This is a genomic window from Gordonia sp. QH-12 (assembly GCF_001578675.1).
GTDB classification, from domain to species: Bacteria; Actinomycetota; Actinomycetes; order Mycobacteriales; family Mycobacteriaceae; genus Gordonia; species Gordonia sihwensis.
Map to the genome: position 1 here is coordinate 20,527 of NZ_KQ969294.1, position 24,201 is coordinate 44,727.

22 protein-coding genes and 2 pseudogenes are annotated in these 24,201 nt (G+C 69.7%); 6 read left to right on the forward strand and 18 right to left on the reverse strand.

From position 1 onward, the window contains the following. The first annotated feature begins 111 nt into the window (after window positions 1-111). Window positions 112-888, forward strand: a complete 777-nt coding sequence (locus Y710_RS12360) for an IclR family transcriptional regulator (protein ID WP_082781307.1) — start codon at window positions 112-114, stop codon at window positions 886-888. A 19-nt stretch (window positions 889-907) separates the two neighbouring features. On the opposite strand, the gene Y710_RS12365 is transcribed toward Y710_RS12360, so the two are convergent. The 3 genes from Y710_RS12365 to Y710_RS12375 form a co-directional block, all read right to left on the reverse strand. Continuing rightward, a complete protein-coding gene (locus tag Y710_RS12365) occupies window positions 908-1,675 on the reverse strand; it encodes a YggS family pyridoxal phosphate-dependent enzyme (RefSeq protein WP_062367585.1) in 768 nt (255 codons plus the stop codon). A gap of 54 nt (window positions 1,676-1,729) precedes the next feature. Beyond that, complete coding sequence (locus Y710_RS12370) at window positions 1,730-2,698, reverse strand: acyl-CoA thioesterase (RefSeq protein ID WP_006896560.1); 969 nt, start codon at window positions 2,696-2,698, stop codon at window positions 1,730-1,732. A 122-nt stretch (window positions 2,699-2,820) separates the two neighbouring features. Further along, a complete protein-coding gene (locus Y710_RS12375) occupies window positions 2,821-4,029 on the reverse strand; it encodes an acetyl-CoA C-acetyltransferase (RefSeq protein WP_062367586.1) in 1,209 nt (402 codons plus the stop codon). An 82-nt stretch (window positions 4,030-4,111) separates the two neighbouring features. Here Y710_RS12375 and Y710_RS12380 point away from each other — a divergent pair. The 5 genes and pseudogenes from Y710_RS12380 (at window position 4,112) to Y710_RS12400 (ending at window position 7,298) form a co-directional block, all read left to right on the forward strand. Next, window positions 4,112-4,881, forward strand: a pseudogene (locus tag Y710_RS12380) (crotonase/enoyl-CoA hydratase family protein). 66 nt (window positions 4,882-4,947) lie between these two features. Further along, window positions 4,948-5,496, forward strand: a complete 549-nt coding sequence (locus Y710_RS12385) for a GNAT family N-acetyltransferase (protein ID WP_062367587.1) — start codon at window positions 4,948-4,950, stop codon at window positions 5,494-5,496. A gap of 4 nt (window positions 5,497-5,500) precedes the next feature. After that, window positions 5,501-6,445: an esterase/lipase family protein gene (locus Y710_RS12390; RefSeq protein ID WP_045540682.1), complete on the forward strand. Its 945-nt coding sequence runs from the start codon at window positions 5,501-5,503 to the stop codon at window positions 6,443-6,445. Window positions 6,446-6,448: 3 nt separating this feature from the next. Continuing rightward, a complete protein-coding gene (locus Y710_RS12395; RefSeq protein WP_045540680.1) occupies window positions 6,449-6,757 on the forward strand; it encodes a 4a-hydroxytetrahydrobiopterin dehydratase in 309 nt (102 codons plus the stop codon). 10 nt (window positions 6,758-6,767) lie between these two features. Next, entirely contained in the window at window positions 6,768-7,298 is a 531-nt protein-coding gene (locus tag Y710_RS12400; RefSeq protein ID WP_062367588.1) for an NUDIX hydrolase, read from the forward strand. Here Y710_RS12400 and nuoN read toward each other — a convergent pair. The 15 genes and pseudogenes from nuoN to Y710_RS12480 all read right to left on the reverse strand — a co-directional run bounded on the left by nuoN (window position 7,254) and on the right by Y710_RS12480 (window position 24,142). Continuing rightward, window positions 7,254-8,918: an NADH-quinone oxidoreductase subunit NuoN gene (nuoN, locus tag Y710_RS12405; protein ID WP_062367589.1), complete on the reverse strand. Its 1,665-nt coding sequence runs from the start codon at window positions 8,916-8,918 to the stop codon at window positions 7,254-7,256. The genes Y710_RS12400 and nuoN overlap by 45 nt on opposite strands. Further along, a complete protein-coding gene (locus Y710_RS12410) occupies window positions 8,915-10,504 on the reverse strand; it encodes an NADH-quinone oxidoreductase subunit M (RefSeq protein WP_082781308.1) in 1,590 nt (529 codons plus the stop codon). The genes nuoN and Y710_RS12410 overlap by 4 nt, the downstream gene beginning before the upstream one ends. Then, window positions 10,501-12,402: an NADH-quinone oxidoreductase subunit L gene (nuoL, locus tag Y710_RS12415; RefSeq protein WP_062367590.1), complete on the reverse strand. Its 1,902-nt coding sequence runs from the start codon at window positions 12,400-12,402 to the stop codon at window positions 10,501-10,503. The genes Y710_RS12410 and nuoL overlap by 4 nt, the downstream gene beginning before the upstream one ends. A 4-nt stretch (window positions 12,403-12,406) precedes the next feature. Continuing rightward, on the reverse strand, window positions 12,407-12,706 hold the full coding sequence (gene nuoK, locus Y710_RS12420) for an NADH-quinone oxidoreductase subunit NuoK (protein ID WP_006896570.1): 300 nt from the start codon (window positions 12,704-12,706) through the stop codon (window positions 12,407-12,409). A 16-nt stretch (window positions 12,707-12,722) separates the two neighbouring features. Beyond that, the gene (locus Y710_RS12425; protein WP_062367591.1) at window positions 12,723-13,514 is read right to left on the reverse strand and encodes an NADH-quinone oxidoreductase subunit J; all 792 of its coding nucleotides are present in this window, start codon (window positions 13,512-13,514) and stop codon (window positions 12,723-12,725) included. Further along, the gene (gene nuoI, locus Y710_RS12430) at window positions 13,511-14,029 is read right to left on the reverse strand and encodes an NADH-quinone oxidoreductase subunit NuoI (protein WP_006896572.1); all 519 of its coding nucleotides are present in this window, start codon (window positions 14,027-14,029) and stop codon (window positions 13,511-13,513) included. The genes Y710_RS12425 and nuoI overlap by 4 nt, the downstream gene beginning before the upstream one ends. Further along, window positions 14,022-15,299 (reverse strand): NADH-quinone oxidoreductase subunit NuoH, encoded by a 1,278-nt coding sequence (gene nuoH / locus Y710_RS12435; RefSeq protein WP_062367592.1) that lies wholly within the window; start codon window positions 15,297-15,299, stop codon window positions 14,022-14,024. The genes nuoI and nuoH overlap by 8 nt, the downstream gene beginning before the upstream one ends. Next, window positions 15,292-17,691, reverse strand: a complete 2,400-nt coding sequence (locus Y710_RS12440) for an NADH-quinone oxidoreductase subunit G (RefSeq protein ID WP_082781309.1) — start codon at window positions 17,689-17,691, stop codon at window positions 15,292-15,294. Before Y710_RS12440 ends, nuoH begins: the two co-directional genes overlap by 8 nt. Then, window positions 17,688-19,732, reverse strand: a pseudogene (nuoF, locus tag Y710_RS12445) (NADH-quinone oxidoreductase subunit NuoF). Before nuoF ends, Y710_RS12440 begins: the two are co-directional and overlap by 4 nt. Further along, window positions 19,729-21,036, reverse strand: coding sequence for an NADH dehydrogenase (quinone) subunit D (nuoD, locus tag Y710_RS12455; RefSeq protein ID WP_045539936.1), 1,308 nt, complete (start codon window positions 21,034-21,036; stop codon window positions 19,729-19,731). The pseudogene nuoF and the gene nuoD overlap by 4 nt, the downstream one beginning before the upstream one ends. Further along, the gene (locus Y710_RS12460; RefSeq protein ID WP_045539934.1) at window positions 21,036-21,728 is read right to left on the reverse strand and encodes an NADH-quinone oxidoreductase subunit C; all 693 of its coding nucleotides are present in this window, start codon (window positions 21,726-21,728) and stop codon (window positions 21,036-21,038) included. The genes nuoD and Y710_RS12460 overlap by 1 nt, the downstream gene beginning before the upstream one ends. Further along, window positions 21,725-22,279, reverse strand: a complete 555-nt coding sequence (locus Y710_RS12465) for a NuoB/complex I 20 kDa subunit family protein (protein ID WP_006896579.1) — start codon at window positions 22,277-22,279, stop codon at window positions 21,725-21,727. Before Y710_RS12465 ends, Y710_RS12460 begins: the two co-directional genes overlap by 4 nt. Before the next feature lie 37 nt (window positions 22,280-22,316). Beyond that, window positions 22,317-22,679 (reverse strand): NADH-quinone oxidoreductase subunit A, encoded by a 363-nt coding sequence (locus Y710_RS12470; RefSeq protein ID WP_006896580.1) that lies wholly within the window; start codon window positions 22,677-22,679, stop codon window positions 22,317-22,319. Between the two features lie 137 nt (window positions 22,680-22,816). Beyond that, complete coding sequence (locus Y710_RS12475; RefSeq protein ID WP_006896581.1) at window positions 22,817-23,227, reverse strand: DNA-binding transcriptional response regulator; 411 nt, start codon at window positions 23,225-23,227, stop codon at window positions 22,817-22,819. A gap of 60 nt (window positions 23,228-23,287) precedes the next feature. Beyond that, window positions 23,288-24,142 carry a bifunctional hydroxymethylpyrimidine kinase/phosphomethylpyrimidine kinase gene (locus tag Y710_RS12480; RefSeq protein ID WP_062367593.1) on the reverse strand — a complete coding sequence of 285 codons (855 nt, stop codon included), beginning with the start codon at window positions 24,140-24,142 and terminating at the stop codon, window positions 23,288-23,290. Window positions 24,143-24,201: the final 59 nt, after the last annotated feature.

Sequence of the window (24,201 nt, forward strand, 5' to 3'; positions counted from 1 at the left end):
GTCTAGTGCGAATTGTGCACTTCACACAAGCGGACACGGATTGTGGAGACGCTTTGTGTTCCGCATGGTGGAAGATAGAGTTCTGGTGTCCCAGACCTGAGGAGCGAGACGGTGGCCGCAGCGGCAAGCGAGAGCAAGACGGGCGGCGTGCAGTCCGTCGAGCGCGCATTCGAATTGATGGAGTTGATCGGCCGAGCCGGCGGCGAGTGCTCGCTCAGCCACCTCTCCGGCGAGTCGCCGCTGCCTCCGCCGACCATCCACCGGCTGCTTCGCACGCTCGTCGGCATCGGATACGTCCGGCAGCTGCCGAACAAGCGGTACGCGCTCGGACCTCGACTGATCCGCTTGGGCGAGGTCGCCAACCGGCAGCTCGGCGCGGTCGCGGATCCGGTACTGGAGGCGCTGGTGGCCGAGCTGTCGGAGACCGCGAGCCTCGCGGTCCTCGACGGAGACATGGTCATCTACACCGCCCAGGTGCCGTCGCCGCACACCATGCGCACCAACAACGAGGTCGGACGACGGGTCAACCTGCACAATTCCGGGGTCGGCAAGGCGATTCTGGCAGAGCTCGACGACGCCCGGATCCTCAAGCTCGTGTCGCAGGCGGGCATGCCCGCGACCACGAAATACAGCGTCACCTCCCTCTCCGGCGTCTTCGCGGAGGTGGAACGGGTGCGCTCGAACGGCTACTCGGTGGACGAACAGGAGCAGGAACTCGGCGTCCGCTGCGTCGCGATGGCGGTTCCCGGGGCGCCGACCCCGATGGCCGTCGGGATCTCCGGTCCGACGTCGCGGATGGACGATGAACTGCAGGAGCGGGCGGTCCTCGCGCTCCGGCGGGCCACCGGCGTGATCTCGGAGGCGTTGATCGGCGCCAGGGAGGCCTGAGCCACGCGACCGGCCGCGGTCAGCCCGGCCAGTACATACTGTCCGGAGTCGCCCGTGCGCCGAAGATCGCCTGGCCCACCCGGACACAGGTGGAGCCCTCTTCGACGGCGACCTCGTAATCGCCCGACATGCCCATCGAGAGTCCGCCGTCGCCGAGGAGATCCGGGTCGGCGTCGCGGGTCCGGTCGCGGAGGTCGCGCAGCAGCCGGAAGCACGAGCGCACGCGAGCGGTGTCGTCGGAGAAGACCGCGAGCGTCATCAGCCCTCGAACGCGCAGGGCGGAGTAGTTCGGCAGCTGCCTGAGCAGCGCAGGCAGCTCGTCGGGCGCGAGCCCGTACTTGCTGTCCTCGCCCGAGGTGTTCACCTGCACGTACACGTCGAGGCCGCGGCCCGCGGCCTGCAGTCTGCGGTCGAGCGCCTCGGCCACGCGGAGGCTGTCGAGCGCCTGGAATTCGTCGGCGAAAGCGGCCACGTCCTTGGCCTTGTTGGTCTGCAGGTGCCCGATCACCGACCAGGAGACGTCGAGGTCGGCGAGGGCGCCGTGCTTTCGCTTGGCCTCCTGCACCTTGTTCTCGCCGAGGCGACGACAGCCGGCGGCGACGGCGTTGACGATCCGCTCCTCGGGCACCGTCTTCGACACCGGAAGGAGCTGCACCTGAGCCGGATCACGTCCGGCCCGACGCGCGGCGGCGTCGATCCGTGCCTGCACGGCGGCGATGTTGCGCCGGAAGTCCTCGACGGCGACGGCGGTGGTGTACTGACGGCTCTGCTCGGCGGATTCGGTCATGGCACCGATTATCCCGGGCCGGCACGCCACGGCGCGCCGGGCCCGCGCCAGGTGTCAGATCTCCACCATCCGGTGCTCGCGAGCCGGGCGCCGCTGGCCGCGGATCGCGATCAGTTCGCGGGCGTGTCGGTCGAGGGCGACGTCGCCGGGAAGCCTCGGCGTCCACGTCGGTGCCGGCGCGGCGTCACCGTCCGCGTCGAGCGCTGCCAGCACCGTCAGACCGTGGGCCGCGAGGCGGCGCGTCTGCCGCCCGTCGCGCGGCCAGTGGGCGTGGACGTGCACCGAGACATGCATGGTCTGGCGGCCGGTGTGGATCAGACGGGCGCTGACCTCGACCACCTGTCCGATGCGGATCGGCTCGTAGAAGCGGACGCCGCCCATGTAGACGGTGACCGCTTCGCCGCCGCACCACCGCACCCCGCAGAGGTACGCGGCGTCGTCGATCCAGCCCATCACCCGGCCGCCGTGGGTGTTGCCGCCCCAGTTGACGTCGGTGGGGGCGGCGAGGAATCGGGTGGAGGCCTCGGGTGCGGTCGACGGCGCGCCGTAGTCGGCCCCGGCCATCGCCGCGGTGATCCGATTGCGGACCTCGGTGCGTTCGGCGGCGTACGCGGCGCGGTCGAGGTCGTCGGGCAGGACGGGCCGCCATTGACGGACCGGTGTCGGCGTGCCGTCGTCGTCGACGGCGACGAACACCAGGATGCAGCGACTCGCCTCGGTGAACTCGCCGAGCCGCGGATCGGCCGAGGCCACCCGGCATTCGATGTGCATGCTCGATCGGCCGGTGAGGATGAGAGTGGCCGTCACCTCGACGATGTCGCCGGAATCGATGTCCCGCCCGAAGCTGATGTTCCCGACGTAGGCGGTCACGCTGTAGCCGCCGGACCAGGCCGCCGCGCACGCGTAGGCCGCCTTGTCGACCCATTCGAGGATCCGACCGCCGCGGACACCGCCGCCGAGGGTCGCGACATCGGTCGGGGCCGCCATGAAACGCAGGGTGATCTGCCGGTCGCTGAGGTGCATCGCCTTCTCCTGTTCGTGGATTCGGCAATGCTGGACCACGCGTCGAACGCACCGGCGAGCGGGGTGCCGATGCGAGAACTCCGTGATCCGCGGGTAACGCGGGCGACATCGGCCGGTAGCCCTCAGACGCGCTGGATGATCGCTGCGAGCCCCTGACCTCCGCCGATGCACATGGTGGCCAGACCGTACAGGGCGTCGCGGCGGCGCAGCTCGCGGGCGAGCGTGCCGAGCATCCGGGTCCCGGTGGCGCCGACGGGATGCCCCAGCGAGATGCCCGAACCGTGGACGTTGATCCGAGCGGCATCGTCGGCTCCCAGACCCAGCTCGCGAGTGCAGGCGAGAGCCTGGGCGGCGAAGGCCTCGTTCAGTTCGATCAGATCCATATCGGCGAGGGACAGCCCGGCGCGGGCGAGGGCGGCGCCGGTCGCGGGAACCGGTCCGATGCCCATGTACGCCGGGTCCACTCCGGCGACGGACCACGAGACCAGGCGTGCGATCGGCTCGAGACCCAGCTCCTGCGCCCGCTCGGGGTGCGTCACCAGACAGACCGCCGCCGCGTCGTTCTGCCCGCTGGCATTGCCCGCGGTGACCGTCGCGTCGGGGTCGGAGGCGGCCAGGATGGGCCGGAGCCGCCCGAGGGTCTCCATCGTCGTATCGGCACGGGGATGTTCGTCGGAGTCGACGACGATGTCGCCCGCCTTCGAGGGAACCGTGACGGGCACGATCTCCTCGGCGAACACGCCGGACCGCTGTGCCTCCACCGCTCGCCGATGCGATTCGACGGCGAGGGCGTCCTGGTCGGTGCGGGAGATCCCGTACCGCCTGCGGAGATTCTCAGCGGTCTCGAGCATGCCGCCGGGGACCGGGTGATGGCGCCCACCCGCGGTCACACGCCCGCGCGCCAAGCCGTCGTGCAGCATCACACCAGGCCCGCGCACGCCCCAGCGCATGTCGGTGCTGTAGAAGGGGACGTTGCTCATCGACTCGGTTCCGCCGGCGACGGCCAAGCCGCACGCGCCGGTGGCCACCTGCATGGCGGCCATGATCACCGAGTACAGACCGGAACCGCAGCGGCGGTCCACCTGCGCGCCGGGCACCGTCACCGGCAGTCCGGCGTCGAGTGCGACCACGCGTCCGATGGCGGGGGCCTCGCTGGTGGGGTACACGTTGCCGAGCACCACGTCGTCGACGGCTTCCGGGTCCAGACCCGTGCGCTCGATCAGTGCGCGGAGCGCGATCTCGCCCAGCCGGGCCGCCGACAGCGATCTGAGGGCACCGCCGTACCTGCCGATCGGAGTGCGGAGGGGTTCACAGATGACGACATCGCGCATATCGGCCAGCCTGTCACGCGGTCGCCTTGACAGAACGCCGAACTCCCCAAAAGATCGGGGTTTCCGGCGAAGGAGTGCAGTGATGAACGACGTCAGGGTGGAGCGCGACGGCGACGTGACGGTGGTGATCATGGCCCGGCCGGAACGGCACAACGCGGTCGACGCCGGCATGGCGCGCGAACTCGCGGCCGCCTTCCGCGAATTCGAGGCCTCCGACGCCCGGGTGGCGGTGCTGGCGGGCGACGGTCCGTCGTTCTGCGCCGGTGCCGATCTCAAGGCCGTCGGCACCGAGCGCACCAATGTGCTGACGCCGGACGGAGACGGCCCGATGGGACCGACCAGGATGGACCTCGACAAGCCGGTCGTCGCCGCGATCAACGGGCACGCGGTGGCCGGCGGGCTGGAACTGGCACTGTGGTGCGATCTCCGGGTCGCCGACGAGGACGCCACGTTCGGCGTGTTCTGCCGCCGGTGGGGCGTACCGCTGATCGACGGCGGAACGGTCCGCCTGCCGCGCCTGATCGGACACAGCCGTGCGATGGACCTCATCCTGACCGGCCGTCCCGTCGACGCCGCGGAGGCGCGCTGACGTTCGGTCTGGTGAACCGCGTGGTCCCGGCGGGGACCGCACGCGAGGCGGCGGTTGCGCTCGCCCACGACATCGCGCGCATGCCCGCCACCTGCATGCGCGGCGACCGTCGCTCGGCCCGCGCACAGTGGGCGGACTCCGAGGAGGCCGCGCTGCGCCGGGAGTTCGCGATCGGCATGACCTCGCTGCGTGCGGACGGTGTCGGCGGCGCGCAGCGTTTCGCGGCGGGCAGGGGACGCGGCGGGTCGTTCGACGACATCTGACCCGGACACCCTGAGTCGGGCATCCGGCACTCCCGCGCCGGGCCGCGTCGCAGTAGGGTCTCAGACATGGGTGACGCTACGACTCCGGAGACCTTCGCAGCGCCGAGGCTCCGGGCACTGGAACGGGCCGATCTGCAGTTCGTCCACGGCCTTTTCAACGATCCCGAGGTGATGCGCTACTGGTTCGAGCCGGCGCACGTGACCATCACCGACCTCGAGGAGACATTCGTCCGGCAGCAGCGGTGCGGAGACCGTGAGCGCCGCTTCATCGTCGACGCCGCCGGACGCCGGGTGGGGCTGGTCGAGTTGGTGTACATCGACCAGGTGCACCGCAACTGCGAATTCCAGATCATCATCGCGCCCGGCGAGCAGGGACGCGGATACGCCGGCGCGGCGACGCGCGCGGCGCTCGACTTCGCATTCCGCTCGCTCAACCTGCACAAGGTGTACCTGCTGGTGGACACCGAAAACGCCGCGGCCATCCACGTGTACGAGAAGGCGGGGTTCGTCGTCGAGGGGGTGCTGCGCCGAGAGTTCTTCGCCGACGGCGCCTACCGGGACGCCACGCGGATGGGCATCTTCCAAGACGACTACCTGGCCGCCGCGAGGAGTTGAGACGGTGGCGGCGCGGCTTTCACTGCTGATTCTCCTCGTCGCGCTGGCCTGTGTCCCCGGAACCGCGACCGCGGCTCCGGCCCGGCTGCCGGTCCCGTACGACTTCCTCGCCGGAATCCGCGCCGAGCTGGCGAACCCCGGCGGCTCGCTGCCGGGCACCAACAACTTCTCGTGCCGACCGACGCCGCGTCACCCGCACCCGGTGGTGCTGCTGCACGGCAGCGGCGGCGGCCGCCAGACCAATTGGGCCACACTGGCTCCGGTACTCAAGAACGACGGCTACTGCGTCTTCGCCCCGACCTACGGTGCGCTCGCGCGAGTCTGGCCGGTCTCCGCGCTCGGGGGCCTCGGTCCCAAGCTCGACAGTGCTTGGGACGTCAAGCGATTCATCGACCGCGTGCGGGCCGCCACCGGCGCGGACCAGGTGGATCTGGTCGGGCACTCGCTTGGCACCGAGATCCCCACGTACTGGATGAAGTACCTCGGCGGCCGGGGAGAGGTGGCGCACTACGTCTCCCTCGCGCCGTACTGGCGGCAGGGCCCCGACGACGACGATGCGCGCGGTGAGGCGATCGCGTCGTTCCGCCGGAGCCTCGGCATCGCCGAACCCGTGCGGCCGGCCTGCCCGGAGTGTTCGTCGCCGCCGAAGGATCTCGATTTCAACAGAGCCGTCCGCGAGCCGACGCCGTATCTGCCCGGCGTCGCCTACACCAACATCGTGACCCGCGACGATGAGATCGTGACGCCGTACACCGCCGGGCTGCTCGACGGTCCGCCCGGCACTCGGGTGCGCAACATCGTCGTACAGGACGGTTGCTCCCGCGACCGTTCCGACCACATGTCGATCACGTCGAACAGACGCAGCGCGGCGCTGGTACTCAACGCCCTGGATCCGGCGCATCCGCGTCCGGTGCCCTGCGTCGACGTGTCACCGGTGACAGGAGGATGAATCATGACGCAGAAACCGGAGCCCGTGACCCAGGCGGAGGCGCTCGCCCAGACCCCCGATGCCTGGACCGTCGACGACGGGATGCTCGTGGCCGAGTACCGGCCGGGCAACATGGTCCGCGGTCTGGAGATGGTGACCGCCGTGGTGGCGGCGGCCGAGGAGGCCGGTCATCACCCCGACGTCGACCTGCGGTATCCGACGGTGGCCTTCCGGCTGGTGACGCACAGCGTCGGTCAGCTGACCTCCTTCGACGTCGCGCTGGCGCAGCGGATCGACGCGATCGCCGCGGAGAAGGGAATCGAGCGCGCGTAGCCTGACGCTCATGCCGACCCCCGAGTACGTCCTGAAGCTGCGCGAGCACATCGGTCATGACCCGCTGGTGCTGATCGGTGTGACCGCCGTGATCCTGCGGGAGGACGCGAACGAAGTACGGGTTCTCCTGGGACGTCGGTCGGACAACGGCGCGCTGGCGCCCATCACCGGGATCGTCGATCCCGGTGAGGAACCCGCGACGGCCGCGCGGCGGGAGGCGTTGGAGGAGGCGGGAGTCGACATCGAGGTGGAGCGGCTGGCGTGGGTGCACCAGTTGCCCCGGCGCACGCACGTGAACGGCGACCAGGTGGACTACCTCGATCTGACGTTCCGCTGCCGCTGGCGGTCGGGCGACCCAGTGCCGTCCGACGGCGAAATGACCGAGGTGATGTGGCGACGTCTCGACGACCTCGACGATCTCGGCTCGGACGACCTGAGGAAGCGGATCGAGCTCGCAGTCAGTGGCACCGGTGCGACGGCCTTCGGCGGCGCTGAGTCAGCCTCGGTAGAACGCGGCGGCGGAGGTCGCGAGGTCGAGTAGCCACTGGGGAAACAGACCCAGTACGAGGGTCAGCGCCGCCGACAGCGCGATCGGCACCGAGGTCAGCAGACTCGGAGTGACCACCTCGGGAGCATCCTGCGGGGGATCGGAGAAGAACATCGCGACGATGACCCGGATGTAGAAGTACGCGGCGACGGCGCTGCAGAGGACGCCGACGATGACCAGCGGCCAGGCGCCGTCGTCGCCGGCCGCGCCGAAGACCGCGAACTTGGCGATGAATCCGCTGGTGAGCGGGATGCCGGCGAACGAGAGCAGAAACAGCGACATCATCGCCCCGACCAGGGGTCGCCTGCGGCCGAGCCCGGCCCACGAGGCGATCTCGGTGCTCTCGCGCCCGGCGCCGTCGCGGACCACCGACAGCAGCGCGAAAGCACCGAAAGCAGACAACGCGTAGGCGCAGACGTAGAACAGCGTGGCGGCCACGCCGGCCTGCGACATCGTGATCGCCCCGACCAGCGCGAAACCGACGTGGCTCACCGAGGAGTAGGCGAGCATCCGCTTCAGGTCGCCCTGGGTGACGGCCATGAGCGTCGCGACCACCATCGTGAGAATCGCGACCGCCCACAGGGCGGGCCGCCACTGCGGCTCCAGCGCGCCGAACGATACGTGGAGCACCCGCAGCAGTGCGCCGAACGCCGCCACTTTGGTCGCGGAGGCCATCAGCGCGGTGACCGGAGTCGGAGCGCCCTGGTAGACGTCGGGTACCCACGAGCCGAACGGCACCGCGCCCACCTTGAAGAGCAGTCCGACGGCGAGCAGGGTCACCGCGAGCACCGCGAGCGTGCGGTCGGCGGCCGGTTCGAGCTCACCGCCCGCGACGGCGTCGCCGATGGCCGACAGCGACAGCGATCCCGTCGCGCCGTAGGCGAACGAGGCGCCGAACAGGAAGATCGCCGACGAGAACGCACCCAGCAGGAAGTACTTGAGCGATGCCTCCTGCGACAGCAGCCGGCGTCGCCGTGCGAGTCCGCACAGCAGGTACAGCGGGAGCGACAGCACCTCGAGCGCGATGAACATGGTGAGCAGATCGCCGCACGCGCCGAACAGCATCATTCCGCCGACGGCGAGCAGTGCGAGCGGGTAGACCTCTGTGGTGATCGCCCCCGCGCGCCCGGCGACGAGTTCGTCGGGGGAGCCGGGAACGGTGGCGCCGGAGGGAGTGAAGGCGTCGGCGGGGAGATCGGCGTCGGCGGCGTCGCCGCTCGACCCGCCGACCGCGATGCGCTCGCCCGCCGCGGTGCGCACCTCCAGCGGCGCCCACACCCGGTCGAGCCGGCGCTCGCCCATAACCGCGATCGAGCCCAGCGAAACCACCAGCACCGCACCTTGCAGCAGCAGCGCCGGACCGTCGATCACCACGGCACCGGACATCGCCACCGAGGCGCCGTCCGCCATGAAGGACGCGGTGACGAACATCAGCGCCACGAAGGCCGCCACCAGGGCGCCTCCGGCCAGCCACAGCTGGGCACGGTAGCGCCGCTGCTTCGGAGCGAAGGCCTCCACCAGGACCGCGATCACTCCGGCGCCGAAGACGATCAGCATGGGGGAGAGCCGGAAGTAGTCGATGCTGTGAGCGTCGAGAGCACTCGCGAGGGTCATCGATGACCTCCTTCACCGGCACTGACGGCCGGGGTGCTGATCTGGGCCGGGGACACCGCCGGATCGATGTAGTCCAGCACCAGCCGCGGGAAGAAACCGAGCACCAGCAGTCCGACGATCAACGGCGCGACGACCGCCTTCTGCCGCAGATCGAGATCCCGTATCGGCACCTGCGCTCCGGCGTCGACCGTGGCGCTGAGCCGTTCGGGTCCGCCCATCATGCGCTGATACGTCCACAGGATGTAGACCGCCGACAGCACCAGGGCCGACGCGGCGACGATCGCGGCGACAGGATACCGCGTGAAGGTGCCGACGATGACCAGGAACTCACTCACGAACGGCGCCAGTCCGGGAAGGGAGAGGGTCGCCAGACCGGCCACCAGGAACGTGCCTGCCAGCACCGGGGCGAGCTTCTGCACCCCGCCGTAATCGGCGATCAGCGAGCTGCCCCGCTGGCTCACCAGGAATCCCGCCACCAGGAACAGCGCGGCCGTCGAGAGACCGTGGTTGACCATGTACAGCGCCGAGCCGGACTGTCCCTGCCCGGTGAGGGCGAAGACGCCGAGGACGATGAACCCGAAGTGTGAGATGGAGGTGTACGAGATCAGGCGCATCACGTCGCGCTGCCCGATGGCGCACAGCGCTCCGTAGACGATGCTGACGACGGCGAGCGCGGAGATCCACGGTGCGAACCGGGCCGACGCGTCGGGGAAGAGACCGATGCAGAACCGCAGCATCGCGAAGGTGCCGACCTTGTCCATGACGGCCATCATCATCACCGCGACCGCGGGCGTGGTCGACACCGCCGCGTCCGGCAACCAGGTGTGCACGGGCCACAGCGGTGCCTTGACCGCGAAGGCGAAGAAGAATCCGAGGAAGAGCAGGTCGAGCGTCGCCTGGGAGGCGTCGAGGCCACCGGCGGACGCGGCCACGGCGAGGTCGGAGAAGCTGAATGTCCCGGCCCCGTCCGGACCCAGACCCGACCGGGAGCTCACCACGTACAGCCCGATCAACGCCGCCAGCATGATCAACCCGCCGAAGAGGTTGTAGAGCAGGAACTTGACGGCCGCCCGCGACCGGCGTCCCTCGTCAGCGGCGCCGAAACCGCCGATGAGGAAGTACATCGGCACCAGCATCGCCTCGAAGAAGATGTAGAACAGCAGTACATCGGTCGCGACGAAGCTCATCAGCACCATCGACTCGACCGCGAGCATCAGCGCCACGTAGATGTGCACCCGGCGATTGCCGGCATCGCTCACGTCGCGCCATCCGGCGAGCAGCAGGATCGGTGTCAGCACCGTCGTCAACAGGATCAGCGCCAGCCCGACCCCGTCCAGCGCGAGGCTGTAGTGGGCGCCGAACGCCGGGATCCAGCTGACGTCCTCGGTGAGTTGGTAGCCGCCGGTGCCGGACGAGAATCGGGTGGCGACGACGACCGCCCAGCCGAGGGTGAGCAGCGACGCCCCGAGCGAGACCCGGCGGGCGTCGGCGGCCCGGCCGGCGGGCAGGAGCATCACCACGAGCGAGGCCACCGCGGGCAGCAGCCACAGCACGGTGAGCCACGGAACGGTTCCGGAGTTCGTCACAGCGCGCTCACCACCAGGGTCAGGGCGGCCACCGCGACGGTGCCCGCGAGTATCGAGAGGGCGTACGACCGGACGAAGCCGTTCTGTCCGCGCCTGGCCAGGACCGACAGTCCCGTGACGCCGGCTCCGACCCCCGCGGGCACCGCGCCGAGACCACGGTCCTCCGCCCGTACCAGCCCGGCGGTGAGCCGGGCACCGGGGATCGCGAAGACCCGTTCGTTGAAGGCGTCGCCGTACAGGTCGGCGCGCGCCGCGACGGTGAGACCCGAGACGTCGGCCGGTGCCGTCTCCGGGACATCACCCCGCCCGTACTGACGCCAGGCGATCGCCGCGCCGACCACCACTACGGCCAGCACGATCACGGTCACGGACCAGGCGGGCAGCGGACCGCTCTCCTCGGGGGCGGCGCCGACCACCGGCGCGAGGAAGTCGGCGAGCGAGCCGCCGATCGCGAGCAGACCGCCCGAGAGCAGGGAGCCGGCCGCCAGCACGATCATCGGCCCGGTCATCGACCGCGGCGCCTCATGCGGCTTGGCGTCGGGTGCCCACCGCTTCTCACCGAGGAAGGTCAGAACCATCACGCGCGTCATGTAGAAGGCGGTGACTCCCGCGCCGACGACGGCCACCCCGCCCAGCAGCCATCCGCGAACACCGCCGTCACCGAAAGCGGCCTCGATGATGTGGTCTTTGGAGTAGAAACCCGCGAACGGCGGGACGCCGATGATCGCGAGGTAGCCGAACCCGAACGTGACGAACGTGATCGGCATGGCGGCCCGGAGCCCTCCGAAGCGCCGCATGTCTGTCTCGTCGTTCATCGCGTGCATCACCGAGCCGGACCCGAGGAACAGTCCGGCCTTGAAGAATCCGTGGGTGAGCAGATGCAGGATCGCGAAGGCGTACCCGGCGGGCCCGAGTCCGGCCGCGAGGACCATGTAGCCGATCTGACTCATAGTGGAGGCGGCGAGCGCCTTCTTGATGTCGTCCTTGGCGCAGCCGATGATCGCACCGAAGAGAAGGGTCACCGCGCCGACGACCACGACGGCGGTCTGCGCGTGCGGAGCCAGATCGAACAGCGGCGCCGACCGGGTGATCAGGTAGACGCCCGCGGTCACCATGGTCGCCGCGTGGATCAGCGCCGAGACCGGGGTGGGGCCCTCCATCGCGTCGCCGAGCCAGGCCTGCAGCGGCACCTGCGCCGACTTCGCGCACGCGCCGAGCAGCAGCATGAAGCAGATCGCTGTCAGCGTCGCCTCACTCGCGGTGGCCGCCGAGCCGAAGACACCGTCGAAGCTCACCGAGCCGAAGGTCGCGAACATGACGGCCAGCGCGATCACCATGCCGATGTCGCCCACCCGATTCATCACGAAGGCCTTCTCGGCCGCCGTCGCGGCACTCGGCTTGTGCTGCCAGAAGCCGATCAGCAGGTACGACGCCAGACCGACGCCCTCCCAGCCCAGATACAGCCCGAGGTAGCTGTCGGCGAGCACGAGGATCAGCATCGCCGCGACGAACAGGTTGAGGTATGCGAAGAACCGGCGGCGGTCGGGCTCGTGACTCATGTAGCCGATCGAGTAGACGTGGATCAGCGCGCCGACGACGGTGATCAGCAGCACGAAGCACATCGACAGCTGGTCCAGGCGCAGCGCGGCGTCGACGCTGAAATCACCGGCGGTGATCCACCGGTAGCTTCCGCTGGTCACTGTGCGGGCCCCGCCGTCGCGCCCGATCATGCCGATCCACATCGCGATTCCGAGCACCGCCGACACCGTCACCAGCGCGGTGGCGGCGAGGTGGCCCCAGCGGTCGGTGCGGCGGCCGGCGATCAGCAGGACGGCCGCGCCGAGGGCGGGCAGTCCGGGGATCAGCCAGAGCAGGGCGCTGGTGAGATCGTGGCTCATCGGTTCACCGCCTCAACAGGTCGGCGTCGTCGACCGAGGCCGACCTGCGGGTGCGGAAGATCATCATGATGATCGCCAGTCCCACCACCACCTCGGCGGCGGCGACGACCATCGTGAAGAAGGCGATCACCTGACCGTCGAGGCTGCCGTGCATGCGGGCGAAGGTGACGAACGAGAGGTTGCCCGCATTGAGCATCAACTCGATGCACATGAACACCACGATCGCGTTGCGTCGAAGCAGGACGCCCGAGGCGCCGATCGCGAACAGCAGCGCCGAGAGATACAGGTAGTTGGCCGGGTTCATCGGCGTTCCTCCAACGTCATCGGTCCTCCAGCGCCGGATCGGACTCCGCCTCCCGCGCGGCGTCGATCTCCCGCGCGGTGATCGTCGCGTTCACCGACAGCTTCGACGGCGATCCGTCCGGCTCGCGCGCCGGAACGTCGACGGCGTTGTGCCGCGCGTACACGCCGGGCGGAGGCAGCGGTGTGACGTGACCGCCGTTCTTGAAGCGCTCCACCGACCGCTCGCGCTGCCCGCGGCGCGGACCGAAGCGCTCGCGGTGCGCCAGGACCATCGCTCCGAGGGTGGCGGTGATCAGGAGTGCGCCGGTGAGCTCGAAGGCCCACAGATAGCGGCCGAAGATCAGTTCGGCGAGCGCGCGGATGTTCTCGTTGCCGCCGCCGGGCGCGGCGGAGTGGCTGTGATCGGGGGCGCCGGCGAAGGTCGCCAGCGAGGCGGTGCCGATCGCGGCGATCAGCAGAACGGCGAAGCCCAGGCCGAGCCCCGCGGCCGCGAATCGCTGGCCCCGGATGGTCTCCACCAGCGACTCCGAGGAGTCGATTCCGATCAGCATCAGCACGAACAGGAACAGCATCATCACCGCGCCGGTGTAGACCACCACCTGCACCACACCGAGGAAGAGAGCGCCCTGCATCACGTAGAAGACCGCCAGCACGATCATGGTCATCGCGAGGAAGACGGCCGAATAGACGGCTTTGGGACTCAGCACCACCCCGAGCGCCCCGATCACCACCACCGCGCCGAGCACCCAGAAGGTGACGGCCTCGGTGCCGGAGGTACGGACGAGTTCCTCGGCCAGCATCGACGTCATGCGTCGGGCCCCACGTCGCCGCGATAGTAGTTCTCCGCGCGGGTTCCCTCGGCCATCGGGTGCGGCGTGGGCCTCATCCCCGGTTCCATCGGAGCCAGCAGCTGGTCCTTCTCGTAGATCATTCCGGCGCGCGTCGGCGCGGCCATCTCGTACTCGTTGGTCATGGTCAGCGCGCGGGTGGGGCAGGCCTCGATGCACAGTCCGCATCCGATGCAGCGCAGGTAGTTGATCTGGTACACGCGCCCGTAGCGCTCACCGGGAGAGTAACGCTCGTCGTCGGTGTTGTCGGCGCCCTCGACGTAGATCGCGTCGGCGGGACACGCCCACGCGCAGAGTTCACAGCCGATGCACTTCTCCAGTCCGTCGGCGTACCGGTTGAGCTGGTGTCTGCCGTGGTAGCGCCGGGCGGTCGGTTCCTTCTGCTCCGGATACTGTTCGGTGATCGTCTTGCGGAACATGCCGGAGAAGGTGACGCCGAAGCCGGCGAGAGCGTCGGGGAGTCTGGAATCAGACATGAGGGGCCTCCTTGGACGTCGAGCGCGGAAGCATGGGATCGGGCAGCACCTGGCCCGGCAGCGGCGGGACGGGGAACCCGCCCGCCATCGGATCGAACTGGGCGGCGGGATCCGGACGGTCGGGCGCGGGCCCGGGACGCCGGCCGACCACCCGCGCGATCGTGAACAGCAGCGCCGCCGCGACGACCAGACCGGCGGCCGCCAGGATCACCCCCGCCGTCCACTCGGACGAGTCACGGGTGGCCTCCCGGATCACGGCGACCACCATCACCCAGGCCAGGGCGAACGGGATCAGGACCTTCCATCCCAGACCCATGAACTGGTCGTACCGCAGTCGGGGAAGCGTGGTGCGGAGCCAGAAGAAGACGAACAGGAAGGCCCACATCTTGCCCACGAACCAGAGCAGCGGCCACCATCCCGAGTTGGCGCCGTCCCAGATCGACAGGGGCCACGGCGCCTGCCAGCCGCCCAGGAATAGCGTTGTCGCGAGCGCCGACACGGTGGCCATGTTGATGTACTCGGCGAGCATGAACATCGCGAACTTCAGCGACGAGTACTCGGTGTGGAATCCGCCGACGAGCTCGCCCTCCGCTTCGGGGAGGTCGAACGGTGCGCGATTGGTCTCACCGACCATCGAGATCGCGTAGATGACGAACGACGGCAGCACCAGCAGCACGTACCAGTGGTGGACCTGGCCCGCGACGATCTCCGAGGTCGACATCGTGCGCGAGAGCAGGAAGACCGCCGCGAACGACAGGCCCATCGCGATCTCGTAGGAGATCACCTGCGCGGTGGAACGGAGTCCCCCCAGCAGCGGATAGGTCGATCCCGACGACCAGCCGGCGAGGACGATCCCGTACACGCCGATCGACGCCATCGCCAGCACGTACAGGACCCCGACCGGCAGGTCGGTGAGCTGCAGCGGTGTGTGATGACCGAACACCGACACCGCGGGTCCCATCGGGATCACGGCGAACGCCATGATGGCCGGGACCACCGAGATGATCGGCGCCAGGAGGTAGAGCACCTTGTCCACGCCGAACGGGGTGAGGCCTTCCTTGAGTGCCAGCTTCACACCGTCGGCCAGGGATTGCAGCGCCCCGTGCCAGCCGACCCGGTTGGGGCCGATCCGATACTGCATCCGCGCCATGATCTTGCGTTCGGCGAGGATGGCGACGAGCACGGTCAGAACCAGGAAGACGAAGATGAGGACCGACTTGCCCAGCATCAGCCACCAGGCGTCGTGTCCGAAGCTCGACAGGTCAGGCATGATCGTCCCTCCCGATCGTGACGATCGCGCCCGGCTCCGCCTCGAGTATCGGGCAGACCCGCGAACCGGGGGAGTTCATCGGCAGCCACACCACGCGGTCGGGCAGATCCGTGACCGTCAGGGGAAGGGCGATCGCCCCGTGATCGGTCGAGACGACGACGCGCTCGCCGTCGGCGGCGCCGATCTCCGCGGCGGTGGCGGCCGAGAGCCGCACGGTGGCCGGCCGTGCCGTGCCCGCCAGATGCGGCTCTCCGTCCTGCATGCGGCCGAAGTCCAGGAGCATCCGCCACGACGCGAGCACGGCCTGGCCCGCCTCCGGCGCCGGCGGCTCGCCGCGCTCGGCGGCCGGTCCGGGCGCCGGCCGATGCCGTTCGCCGGTCCAGCCGCCGATCTCCGCGAACTCGCGGTGAATGGTGCCCGGCTCGTCGCACCGCAGGTCGAAACCCATCTCCCGCCCGAGCGCGTGGAGCACGCGGTGATCCGAGAGCGGCAGCGCGGCTCCGTTCGACTGCGCCGGCGGCAGGGCCACGTCGAAGGGACGCGGGCGCCCCTCCCAGTCGACGAACGTGCCCGGCTTCTCGGCCACGGCGGCCACCGGGAGCACCACGTCGGCGTGTGCGGTGACCGAACTGCGGCGAAGTTCCAGACTGACCACGAAACCGGCGGCCGCGAGTGCCGCATCGCCCGCCGACGGACTCGGCAGATCCCCGAGTTCCACGCCGCCGACGAGCGCGGCCGACAGGTCTCCGGTGGTGAGCGCACTCAAGATGTGCGCGGTGTCGCGGCCGGGTGCTGCCTGCGGTTGAACACCCCAGATCGCTGCGACGTCGCGCCGGGCCCGTTCGGAGGAGAGCGGCCGGCCGGCCGGAAGCAGGTTGGGCGCCGCACCGACGTCGAGGGCGCCGCGTTCGCCCGCCCTTCTCGGCACCCAGGCCAGTCTGGCGCCGGTGGCGGCGGCCACCTCGGCTGCGGCGGTCAGCGCACCGGGACACCCGGCGAGGCGCTCCCCGATCAGGAGCGCCGCGCCGGGTGCGGAGAGCAGTTCGTGCACGCGGGGGCCGCGCAGCACCGCGGCCTCTCGCCCCGGCACGCACTGCAGGACGGAGCCGCCGAGCTTGGCGGCACCGGGGCTGGCCCACGGTGCGACGGTGTGCACCGCCTGACCGTGACGCCGGACCGCTTTGCGCAGGCGGAGGAAGAGGATCGGGCATTCCTCTTCCGGTTCGAGTCCGGCGAGGACCACCGTCGACGCCTGCTCGAGCTCGGCGTAGGTCAGTCCGATCCCGCTGCCCGCCACATGTGCCGAGAGGAAGTCATCCTCCTCCGCCGAGTGGGTGCGGATCCGGAAGTCGACGTCGTTGGTGCCGAGCGCCACGCGGGCGAACTTGCCGTAGGCGTAGGCGTCCTCCACGGTGGCGCGGCCGCCGACGAGCACTCCGGTCCGACTGCCCGCGGCACTCAGGCCGCGCGCCGCGGCGGCGAGCGCGTACGACCACGGAGCCGGGTGCAGCTCACCGTCGTCGCCGCGCACCAGCGGTGTGGTGATGCGATCGGGCCGGGAGGTGTAGGTGAACGCCCAGCGGCCTTTGTCGCAGTTCCACTCCTCGTTCACCTCGGGGTCGTCGCCGGCCAGCCGTCGCAGCACTTCGCCGCGCCGGTGGTCGGTGCGCTGGGCGCAGCCGGCCGCGCAGTGCTCGCACACGCTGGGCGAGGAGATCAGGTCGAAGGGCCGCGAGCGGAACCGATACGCGGTGCCCGTCAACGCTCCCACCGGACAGATCTGCACGGTGTTGCCGGAGAAGTACGATTCGAAGGGTTCGTCGGCGTACGCGCTGACCTGCTGCAACGCGCCGCGTTCGGCGAGCTCGATCAGCGGATCGCCCGCGATCTCGTTGGAGAAGCGGGTGCACCGGGCGCACAGTACGCACCGTTCGCGGTCGAGCAACACCTCGCTCGACAACGGAACCGGTTTGGTGAACGTCCGTTTGACGCCGCCGTAGCGCGACTGCGGCCGTCCGGCCGACATCGCCTGGTTCTGCAGGGGACACTCGCCGCCCTTGTCGCACGTGGGGCAGTCGAGCGGGTGGTTGATGAGCAGCAGCTCCATCACGCCCTCCTGGGCGCGGCGGGCGTCGGCCGAGGTGAGCTGGGTGCGGACCACCATCCCCTCGGTGGCGACGATGGTGCACGAGGCCATCGGCTTGCGCTGGCCCTCCACGTCGACGAGGCATTGCCGGCAGGCACCGGCGGGCGCCAGCAACGGGTGGTCGCAGAAGCGCGGAATCGCCACGCCGATCAGTTCCGCGGCGCGGATCACGAGGGTGCCCTTCGGGACCGAGACCTCGACGTCGTCGATCGTCAGGGTGATCAGGTCGGTCGCCGCGGCGGTCATCGCGCGCCTCCCTCGGACTCGGGCGACACGGACGCGAAGACCGTCGACTTCTCGGGGTCGAACGGGCAGCCGCCCGGATGCCCGTCGTGCGGGAAGTGCGCCAGGTACTCGTCGCGGAAGTGGGTCAGCGAGCTCATGATCGGGGCACCGGCGGCGTCGCCCAGAGCGCAGAACGACTTGCCGACCACACTGTCGGTGACGTCGGTGAGCGTGGTGAGGTCGGCTTCGGTGGCGTCGCCGGCCTCCAGGCGACGCATCAGCTGCACCAGCCAGTAGGTGCCCTCGCGGCAGGGGGTGCACTTCCCGCAGGATTCGTGTGCGTAGAACTCCGTCCACCGCAGGACGGCGCGGACCACGCACACCGTCTCGTCGAAGATCTGCAGCGCCTTGGTTCCGAGCATGGAGCCCGCGGCCCCCACTCCTTCGTAATCGAGCGGGATGTCGAGGTGCTCGGCGGTGAACATCGGAGTCGACGACCCGCCGGGCGTCCAGAACTTCAGCTCGTGACCGGCGCGCACGCCGCCGGCCCGCGCCAGCAGCTCGCGCAGGGTGATCCCGAGCGGTGCCTCGTACTGGCCCGGCCGGGCGACGTGGCCGGAGAGGGAGTACATGGTGAAGCCCGGCGACTTCTCGGTTCCGAACTCGCGGAACCAGTCCGGTCCGTTGCGCATGATCGACGGCACGCTGGCGATCGATTCCACGTTGTTCACGACGGTCGGACTGGCGTACAGCCCGGCGACGGCGGGGAACGGCGGCCGCAGTCGCGGCTGTCCGCGACGGCCCTCCAGTGAGTCGAGGAGCGCGGTCTCCTCACCGCAGATGTAGGCGCCCGCGCCGGCGTGCACCACCAGGTCGAGCGCGAAGCCCGACCCGAGGACGTCGCGGCCCAGCAGCCCGGCGTCGTAGGCCTCCTCGACGGCGGTGCGCAGGCGGCGGACCACGCCGGCCACCTCGCCGCGCACGTAGATGAAGGCATGGTGGGCACGGATCGCGTAGGCCGCGATGATCACCCCCTCCACCAGCGTGTGCGGCGAGGCCAGGAGCAGCGGCATGTCCTTGCAGGTGCCCGGCTCCGACTCGTCGGCGTTGACCACGAGGTAGTGCGGTGTCCCGTCGCCGCCGGGTGCCGGGCCCTGCGGGATGAACGACCATTTGGTGCCGACCGGGAAGCCCGCGCCGCCGCGGCCCCGGAGCCCGGACGCCTTGACCTGCTCGATCACCTCGTCGGGCGACAGTCGCAGCGCGGCCTTGAGCCCCTGATACCCGTTCTGGCCCATGTAGCTGCGCAGCGTCCACGACTCCGGCTCGTCCCAGTGTCTGCTGAGTATCGGAACGCGGGCCGGTTCCGGGGTGGACGAGGGCAGGCTTACTGCGATCATTTCGGCGCCTCCTCCACGCCGGCCAGCAGGCGTGCCGTCTGGCGGAACGTGCACAGTGTGTCCGATCCGCGCGTCGGCGATCGCGGCACGCCGGCGCGCAGATCGTCGAGGAGCTGTTGCACCGATTCGGGAGTCTGGTCGTCGAAGAACTCCCAGTTGACCATCACCACCGGCGCGTGGTCGCAGGCCGCATTGCACTCGACGTGCTCGACGGTGACCCGCCCGTCGGCGGTGGTCTCGCCGGGGCGGACGCCGAGCTCGTCGGTGATCCGGGAGGCGATCGCATCGCCGCCCATCACCGCGCACAGCGTGTTGGTGCAGATCCCGACCAGGTAGTCGCCGGTGGGTGCGCGGCGGTACATCGAGTAGAAGGTCGCCACCGACGCCACCTGCGCCGCGGTCAGGTCGAGCTGCTCCGCGCAGAAGGCGATCCCGGCTCGGGTGAGGTAGCCGTCGTGACTCTGGACCAGATGCAGCAGCGGAAGCAGCGCCGAGCGCGACTGCGGGTAGCGGCCGATGATCGTGGCCGCGTCGTTGGCCAGTGCCGCGGTGTCCTCGGCCGAATAGTGCTCGGGACCGGCGAACTCCACCGGCGGGTGCGGGACTCCGGTCGAGTAGACCGGCGGACCGGCCGACAACTCCAGGCGGACGGGTTCATTCATCGGTCGACGCCTCCCATCACCGGATCGATGCTGGCGACCGCGGTGATCACGTCGGCCACCAGGCCGCCCTCGCACATCGCGGCCACGGCCTGCAGATTGGTGAACGACGGATCGCGGAAGTGGACGCGGTATGGCCGGGTGCCGCCGTCGGAGACCATGTGGACACCGAGCTCGCCGCGTGGCGACTCGATCGCGACGTAGCACTGACCGGACGGCACGCGCATCCCCTCGGTCACGAGCTTGAAGTGATGGATCAGCGCTTCCATCGACATCCCCATGATCTCGGCGATGTGCTCGGGAGAGTTGCCCAGACCGTCGGGGCCGACGGCGAGGTCGGCGGGCCAGGCCAGCTTGCGGTCGGCCACCATCACCGGTCCCGGCTCTAGGGCGTCCAGGCACTGCCGGGCGATCCGGACGGACTGCTTCATCTCCTCCACGCGGATGAGGTAGCGGCCGTAGGCGTCGCAGCCGGTATCGGTGACGACGTCGAACTCGTAGTTCTCGTAGCCGCAGTACGGATCCGATCTACGCAGGTCGTACGGTAGTCCGGCGGCGCGGAGGACCGGGCCGGTGACGCCGAGCGCCATGGCGCCGGTGAGGTCGAGGTAGCCGACGCCCTGGGTCCGGGCCTTCCAGATGTAGTTGTCGGTGAGCAGTGACTCCACCTCGCCGATCTGGGCGCCGAGCGCGTCGAGGACGGCGGCGATCTTCGCCTCGGCGCCGTCGGGCAGGTCCTGCGACACTCCGCCGGGACGGATGAACGCGTGGTTCATCCGCAGTCCGGTGATGTCCTCGAAGAGGTCGAGGATCGTCTCGCGGGCGCCGAAGCCGAGGAACATCGGCGTCACGGCGCCCAATTCCATGCCGCCGGTCGCGAGAGCCACCAGATGCGAGGCGATGCGATTGAGCTCCATGAGCAGCACCCGGATCACGCTCGCGCGCGCGGGGATGTCGTCGGTGATGCCGAGCAGCTTCTCCACCGCCAGGCAGTAGGCGGTCTCGTTGAAGAACGGCGAGAGATAGTCCATCCGGGTCACGAACGTGACCCCCTGCGTCCAGGTCCGGTACTCGAGGTTCTTCTCGATTCCCGTGTGCAGGTAACCCACTCCGCACCGCGCCTCGGTGACGGTCTCGCCGTCGATCTCCAGGATCAGGCGAAGAACCCCGTGCGTCGACGGGTGCTGCGGGCCCATGTTGACGACGATCCGCTCGTCGTCGGGGGCGGCGGCCGCGCGTTCGCGGACCGCGCTGACGACCTCCTGCCAGTCGCGGCCGGAGACGGTGAACGTGGATTCTCCGGTCATCAGTTGTACCGCCTCCGCTGATCGGGCGGCGCGATCGTCGCACCCTTGTACTCGACCGGGATGCCGCCGAGCGGATAGTCCTTGCGTTGCGGGTGGCCCTCCCAGTCGTCCGGCATCTCGATGCGGGTCAGCGACGGGTGTCCGTCGAAGACGATGCCGAAGAAGTCGTACGTCTCCCGCTCGTGCCAGTCGTTGGTCGGATACACCGGCAGCAGGGAGACCACGTGCGGGTCGGCGTCGGGTATCGCGACCTCCAGCCGGACACGGCGGTTGTGGGTGATCGACCGCAGCGGGTACACGGCGTGGAGTTCGCGTCCGGCCTCGTCGGGGTAGTGCACCCCGCTGACACCGAGGCACAGTTCGAAGCGGAGGGCGGGCTCGTCGCGCAGCGCGGCCGCGACCGGCAGCAGGTGCTCCCGGGTCACGAAGATCGTCATCTCGCCGCGGTCGACGACGGTCTTCTCCACGGCGTCGTCGAACGGGACGCCGCGGCGGTCCAGCGCGGTCTCCAACTCGTCGAGGATCTCGTCGAAGTAGCCGCCGAAGGGGCGGGTCGTGTTGCCCGGCAGCGTGATCGGTGCGACGAGGCGACCGTATCCCGATGTGTCGCCGGTCCCGGTGACGCCGAACAGGCCGTGTCGTGCTCCGATCACCTCGTGCTCGGGCCGCGGCCGCGACACCTCGCCGTTCATCGCAGCAGTCCCTTCATCTCGATGGTCGCCGGGGCGGAGAGTGCGGCGGCCTCGGCGGCGCGGATCGCCTCCTCCCGGTGGACGCCGAGCGGCATCTGCTGAATCTGCTCGTGGAGCATCAGGATCGCGTTGAGCAGCATCTCCGGCCGCGGCGGGCAGCCGGGGAGGTAGATGTCGACCGGCACCACGTGGTCGACGCCCTGGACGATCGCGTAGTTGTTGAACATCCCGCCGGAGGACGCGCAGACGCCCATCGCGAGGACCCACTTCGGCTCGGCCATCTGGTCGTAGATCTGGCGGAGAACCGGTGCCATCTTCTGGCTGACGCGTCCGGCCACGATCATCAGATCGGCCTGCCGGGGAGAGGCTCGGAAGGCCTCCATGCCGAAGCGAGCGAGGTCGTAACGGCCGGCTGTGGTGGCCATCATCTCGATCGCGCAGCAGGCCAGCCCGAAGGTCGCGGGCCACAGGGACCCCTTGCGCATGTAGCCCGCCAGCTTCTCGACTGTGCTCAGCAGGAACCCGCCGGGGAGTTGCTCTTCGAGTCCCATTGCCCGCCTCCTTCGGTCGTGCTCGTTCGCAGTGCTCTCAGTCCCAGCGGAGTCCTCCGCGACGCCATTCGTAGGCGTAGGCGACTGAGACGTTGACGAGGAAGAGGGCGACGGCGATGAGCCCGAACCACCCGAGACTCTCGGAGGCCACCGCCCAGGGGTAGAGGAAGACGATCTCGATGTCGAAGATGATGAACAGCATCGCGGTGAGGTAGTACTTCACCGGGAATCGCTGGACGACGCCGGCGGTCGGGGGCAGCGGTTCGATACCGCATTCGTAGGCCTCGAGTTTGGCGCGGTTGCGGCGGCGAGGGCCGATCACGGAGGCGATGACCACGGAGACGAGTGCGAACGCCAGCGCGATGGCACCCAGTACGAGGATCGGTCCGTAAGCGTTCATGCCGGCGTAGCCTCCACTTCCGCAGTGCTGGTCGAGACGGCCATCACGTGCCAGATGATCTGTGACTCAACCCACACCCTACTCACGTAATTGCGTGTGCTGTGGGACTTCTCGGTGAAGTCGCGAGTCGGCGAGGGCTACCGCAACAGCGCGACGACGGTCCGCGGCAGCTCCAGCGGATCCACCGGGAGATCGGCGGTGGCGTCGGCCCGCGACCAGTCGGCGAGCCAGCGGTCGGCCCGGCGAGCGATGAGCACGAGCAGCGGGGGGCACGGGTCGTATTCGTCGCGGATCTGCTTGGCCAGACCGAGCCCGCCGGTGGGCGCGGACTCGCCGTCGAGCACCGCGAGATCGACCGTCCCCTCGTCGAGGTGAGCGAGCACCATCGGCGCGGTGGCCACCTCGATGTACTCCAGATCGGGAAGGTCGGGGTGGAGGCGTTCGCCGAGTGCGCTGAGGACCTGGCGGCGGGTGCCGGAGTCGTCGGAGTAGACGAGGACCCGCGCAGTGACGCGATCGTCGGCCGGAGAACTGTTCGAGCGGCTCACGGTGTCGACCCTAGTGCGACGCGGTCGCCGTCTGGGTGCTTTCGCCGAGCGGGTGCTCGGTCACCGGTGTTCGATCGCGTACCGGACGCGAGCCGCCGCGGCGGCGACCGCGGCGTGAACGTCGTCGCCGGTGAGGAGGCGGGTCACCAGTGCGGCGGTGAAGGTGTCGCCGAGTCCCTTCGCCCAGGTCGCGATCTCCGGGCCCGACACGGTCCGCTGCTCGTCGGCGGTCACGATGAGGTTGTCGATCACGCCCGCGTCGGTGTGCACGCCCGTCACGATCACGGTGCAGTGATCGGAGGGCGCGCGGCCGGCGGGGAGGAGGAGTCTGCGTGCCAGGCCGGTGATGCCGGAGTCGGCCTCATCCGAGGCTTCGCCAGCGGGGTGTTCGGGGCCGGCGGGGTGTTCGGGGCCGACGAGGTGCTCGAGTTCGAATCGGTTCGGCGTGAGTACCGCCGCCAGCGGCACCAGCGCGTCGCGGAGTGCCGGGGCGACGGCGGGGTCGGTGTAGAAGCCGACGTCCGAGTCGCCGAAGGTCGGATCGAGGATCAGCGGCGGACGCTCGCGCTCGTCGAGTGAGCGGTACCACGCGGCGATGGCGTGCGCCTGTCCCGGCGACGCCAGATAGCCGACGGCTATCGCCTCCACCGCGCGCAGGGCGCCCGTGGCGCCGAGGTCGCGCAGGGCGGCGTCGATCCATTCCGGCGTGACCTCGACGGTCTGCACCGACGGGTAATGGGGGAGATTGCTCAGGACGAGTGTGGGAACGGCCGCACAACGGACACCGGCCTCTTCGTAGACGGGCATGGCCGCGTTGAGACCGACGGAGCCGAAGACCAGTTGCGACCCGAAGGCGACCACTCGTGCCGGGCGCGGATCGAGTTCGAAGTCGCGGGCGTCGTCGGTGGTGTACATGGCGCTCGACACCTTACCGGTACGACACACATGATCGACGCCACTGGGACCTCACACTC

Excerpts from the sequence above, each read along its gene's own strand:
- Y710_RS12365 (WP_062367585.1), bottom strand. The coding sequence starts at position 1,675 with ATGACCGAATCCGCCGAGCAGAGCCGTCAGTACACCACCGCCGTCGCC.
- Y710_RS12370 (WP_006896560.1), bottom strand. The coding sequence starts at position 2,698 with ATGCACCTCAGCGACCGGCAGATCACCCTGCGTTTCATGGCGGCCCCG.
- Y710_RS12375 (WP_062367586.1), bottom strand. The coding sequence starts at position 4,029 with ATGCGCGATGTCGTCATCTGTGAACCCCTCCGCACTCCGATCGGCAGG.
- Y710_RS12385 (WP_062367587.1), top strand. The coding sequence starts at position 4,948 with ATGGGTGACGCTACGACTCCGGAGACCTTCGCAGCGCCGAGGCTCCGG.
- Y710_RS12395 (WP_045540680.1), top strand. The coding sequence starts at position 6,449 with ATGACGCAGAAACCGGAGCCCGTGACCCAGGCGGAGGCGCTCGCCCAG.
- Y710_RS12400 (WP_062367588.1), top strand. The coding sequence starts at position 6,768 with ATGCCGACCCCCGAGTACGTCCTGAAGCTGCGCGAGCACATCGGTCAT.
- nuoN (WP_062367589.1), bottom strand. The coding sequence starts at position 8,918 with ATGACCCTCGCGAGTGCTCTCGACGCTCACAGCATCGACTACTTCCGG.
- nuoL (WP_062367590.1), bottom strand. The coding sequence starts at position 12,402 with ATGAGCCACGATCTCACCAGCGCCCTGCTCTGGCTGATCCCCGGACTG.
- nuoK (WP_006896570.1), bottom strand. The coding sequence starts at position 12,706 with ATGAACCCGGCCAACTACCTGTATCTCTCGGCGCTGCTGTTCGCGATC.
- Y710_RS12425 (WP_062367591.1), bottom strand. The coding sequence starts at position 13,514 with ATGACGTCGATGCTGGCCGAGGAACTCGTCCGTACCTCCGGCACCGAG.
- nuoI (WP_006896572.1), bottom strand. The coding sequence starts at position 14,029 with ATGTCTGATTCCAGACTCCCCGACGCTCTCGCCGGCTTCGGCGTCACC.
- nuoH (WP_062367592.1), bottom strand. The coding sequence starts at position 15,299 with ATGCCTGACCTGTCGAGCTTCGGACACGACGCCTGGTGGCTGATGCTG.
- Y710_RS12440 (WP_082781309.1), bottom strand. The coding sequence starts at position 17,691 with ATGACCGCCGCGGCGACCGACCTGATCACCCTGACGATCGACGACGTC.
- nuoD (WP_045539936.1), bottom strand. The coding sequence starts at position 21,036 with ATGACCGGAGAATCCACGTTCACCGTCTCCGGCCGCGACTGGCAGGAG.
- Y710_RS12460 (WP_045539934.1), bottom strand. The coding sequence starts at position 21,728 with ATGAACGGCGAGGTGTCGCGGCCGCGGCCCGAGCACGAGGTGATCGGA.
- Y710_RS12465 (WP_006896579.1), bottom strand. The coding sequence starts at position 22,279 with ATGGGACTCGAAGAGCAACTCCCCGGCGGGTTCCTGCTGAGCACAGTC.
- Y710_RS12470 (WP_006896580.1), bottom strand. The coding sequence starts at position 22,679 with ATGAACGCTTACGGACCGATCCTCGTACTGGGTGCCATCGCGCTGGCG.
- Y710_RS12480 (WP_062367593.1), bottom strand. The coding sequence starts at position 24,142 with ATGTACACCACCGACGACGCCCGCGACTTCGAACTCGATCCGCGCCCG.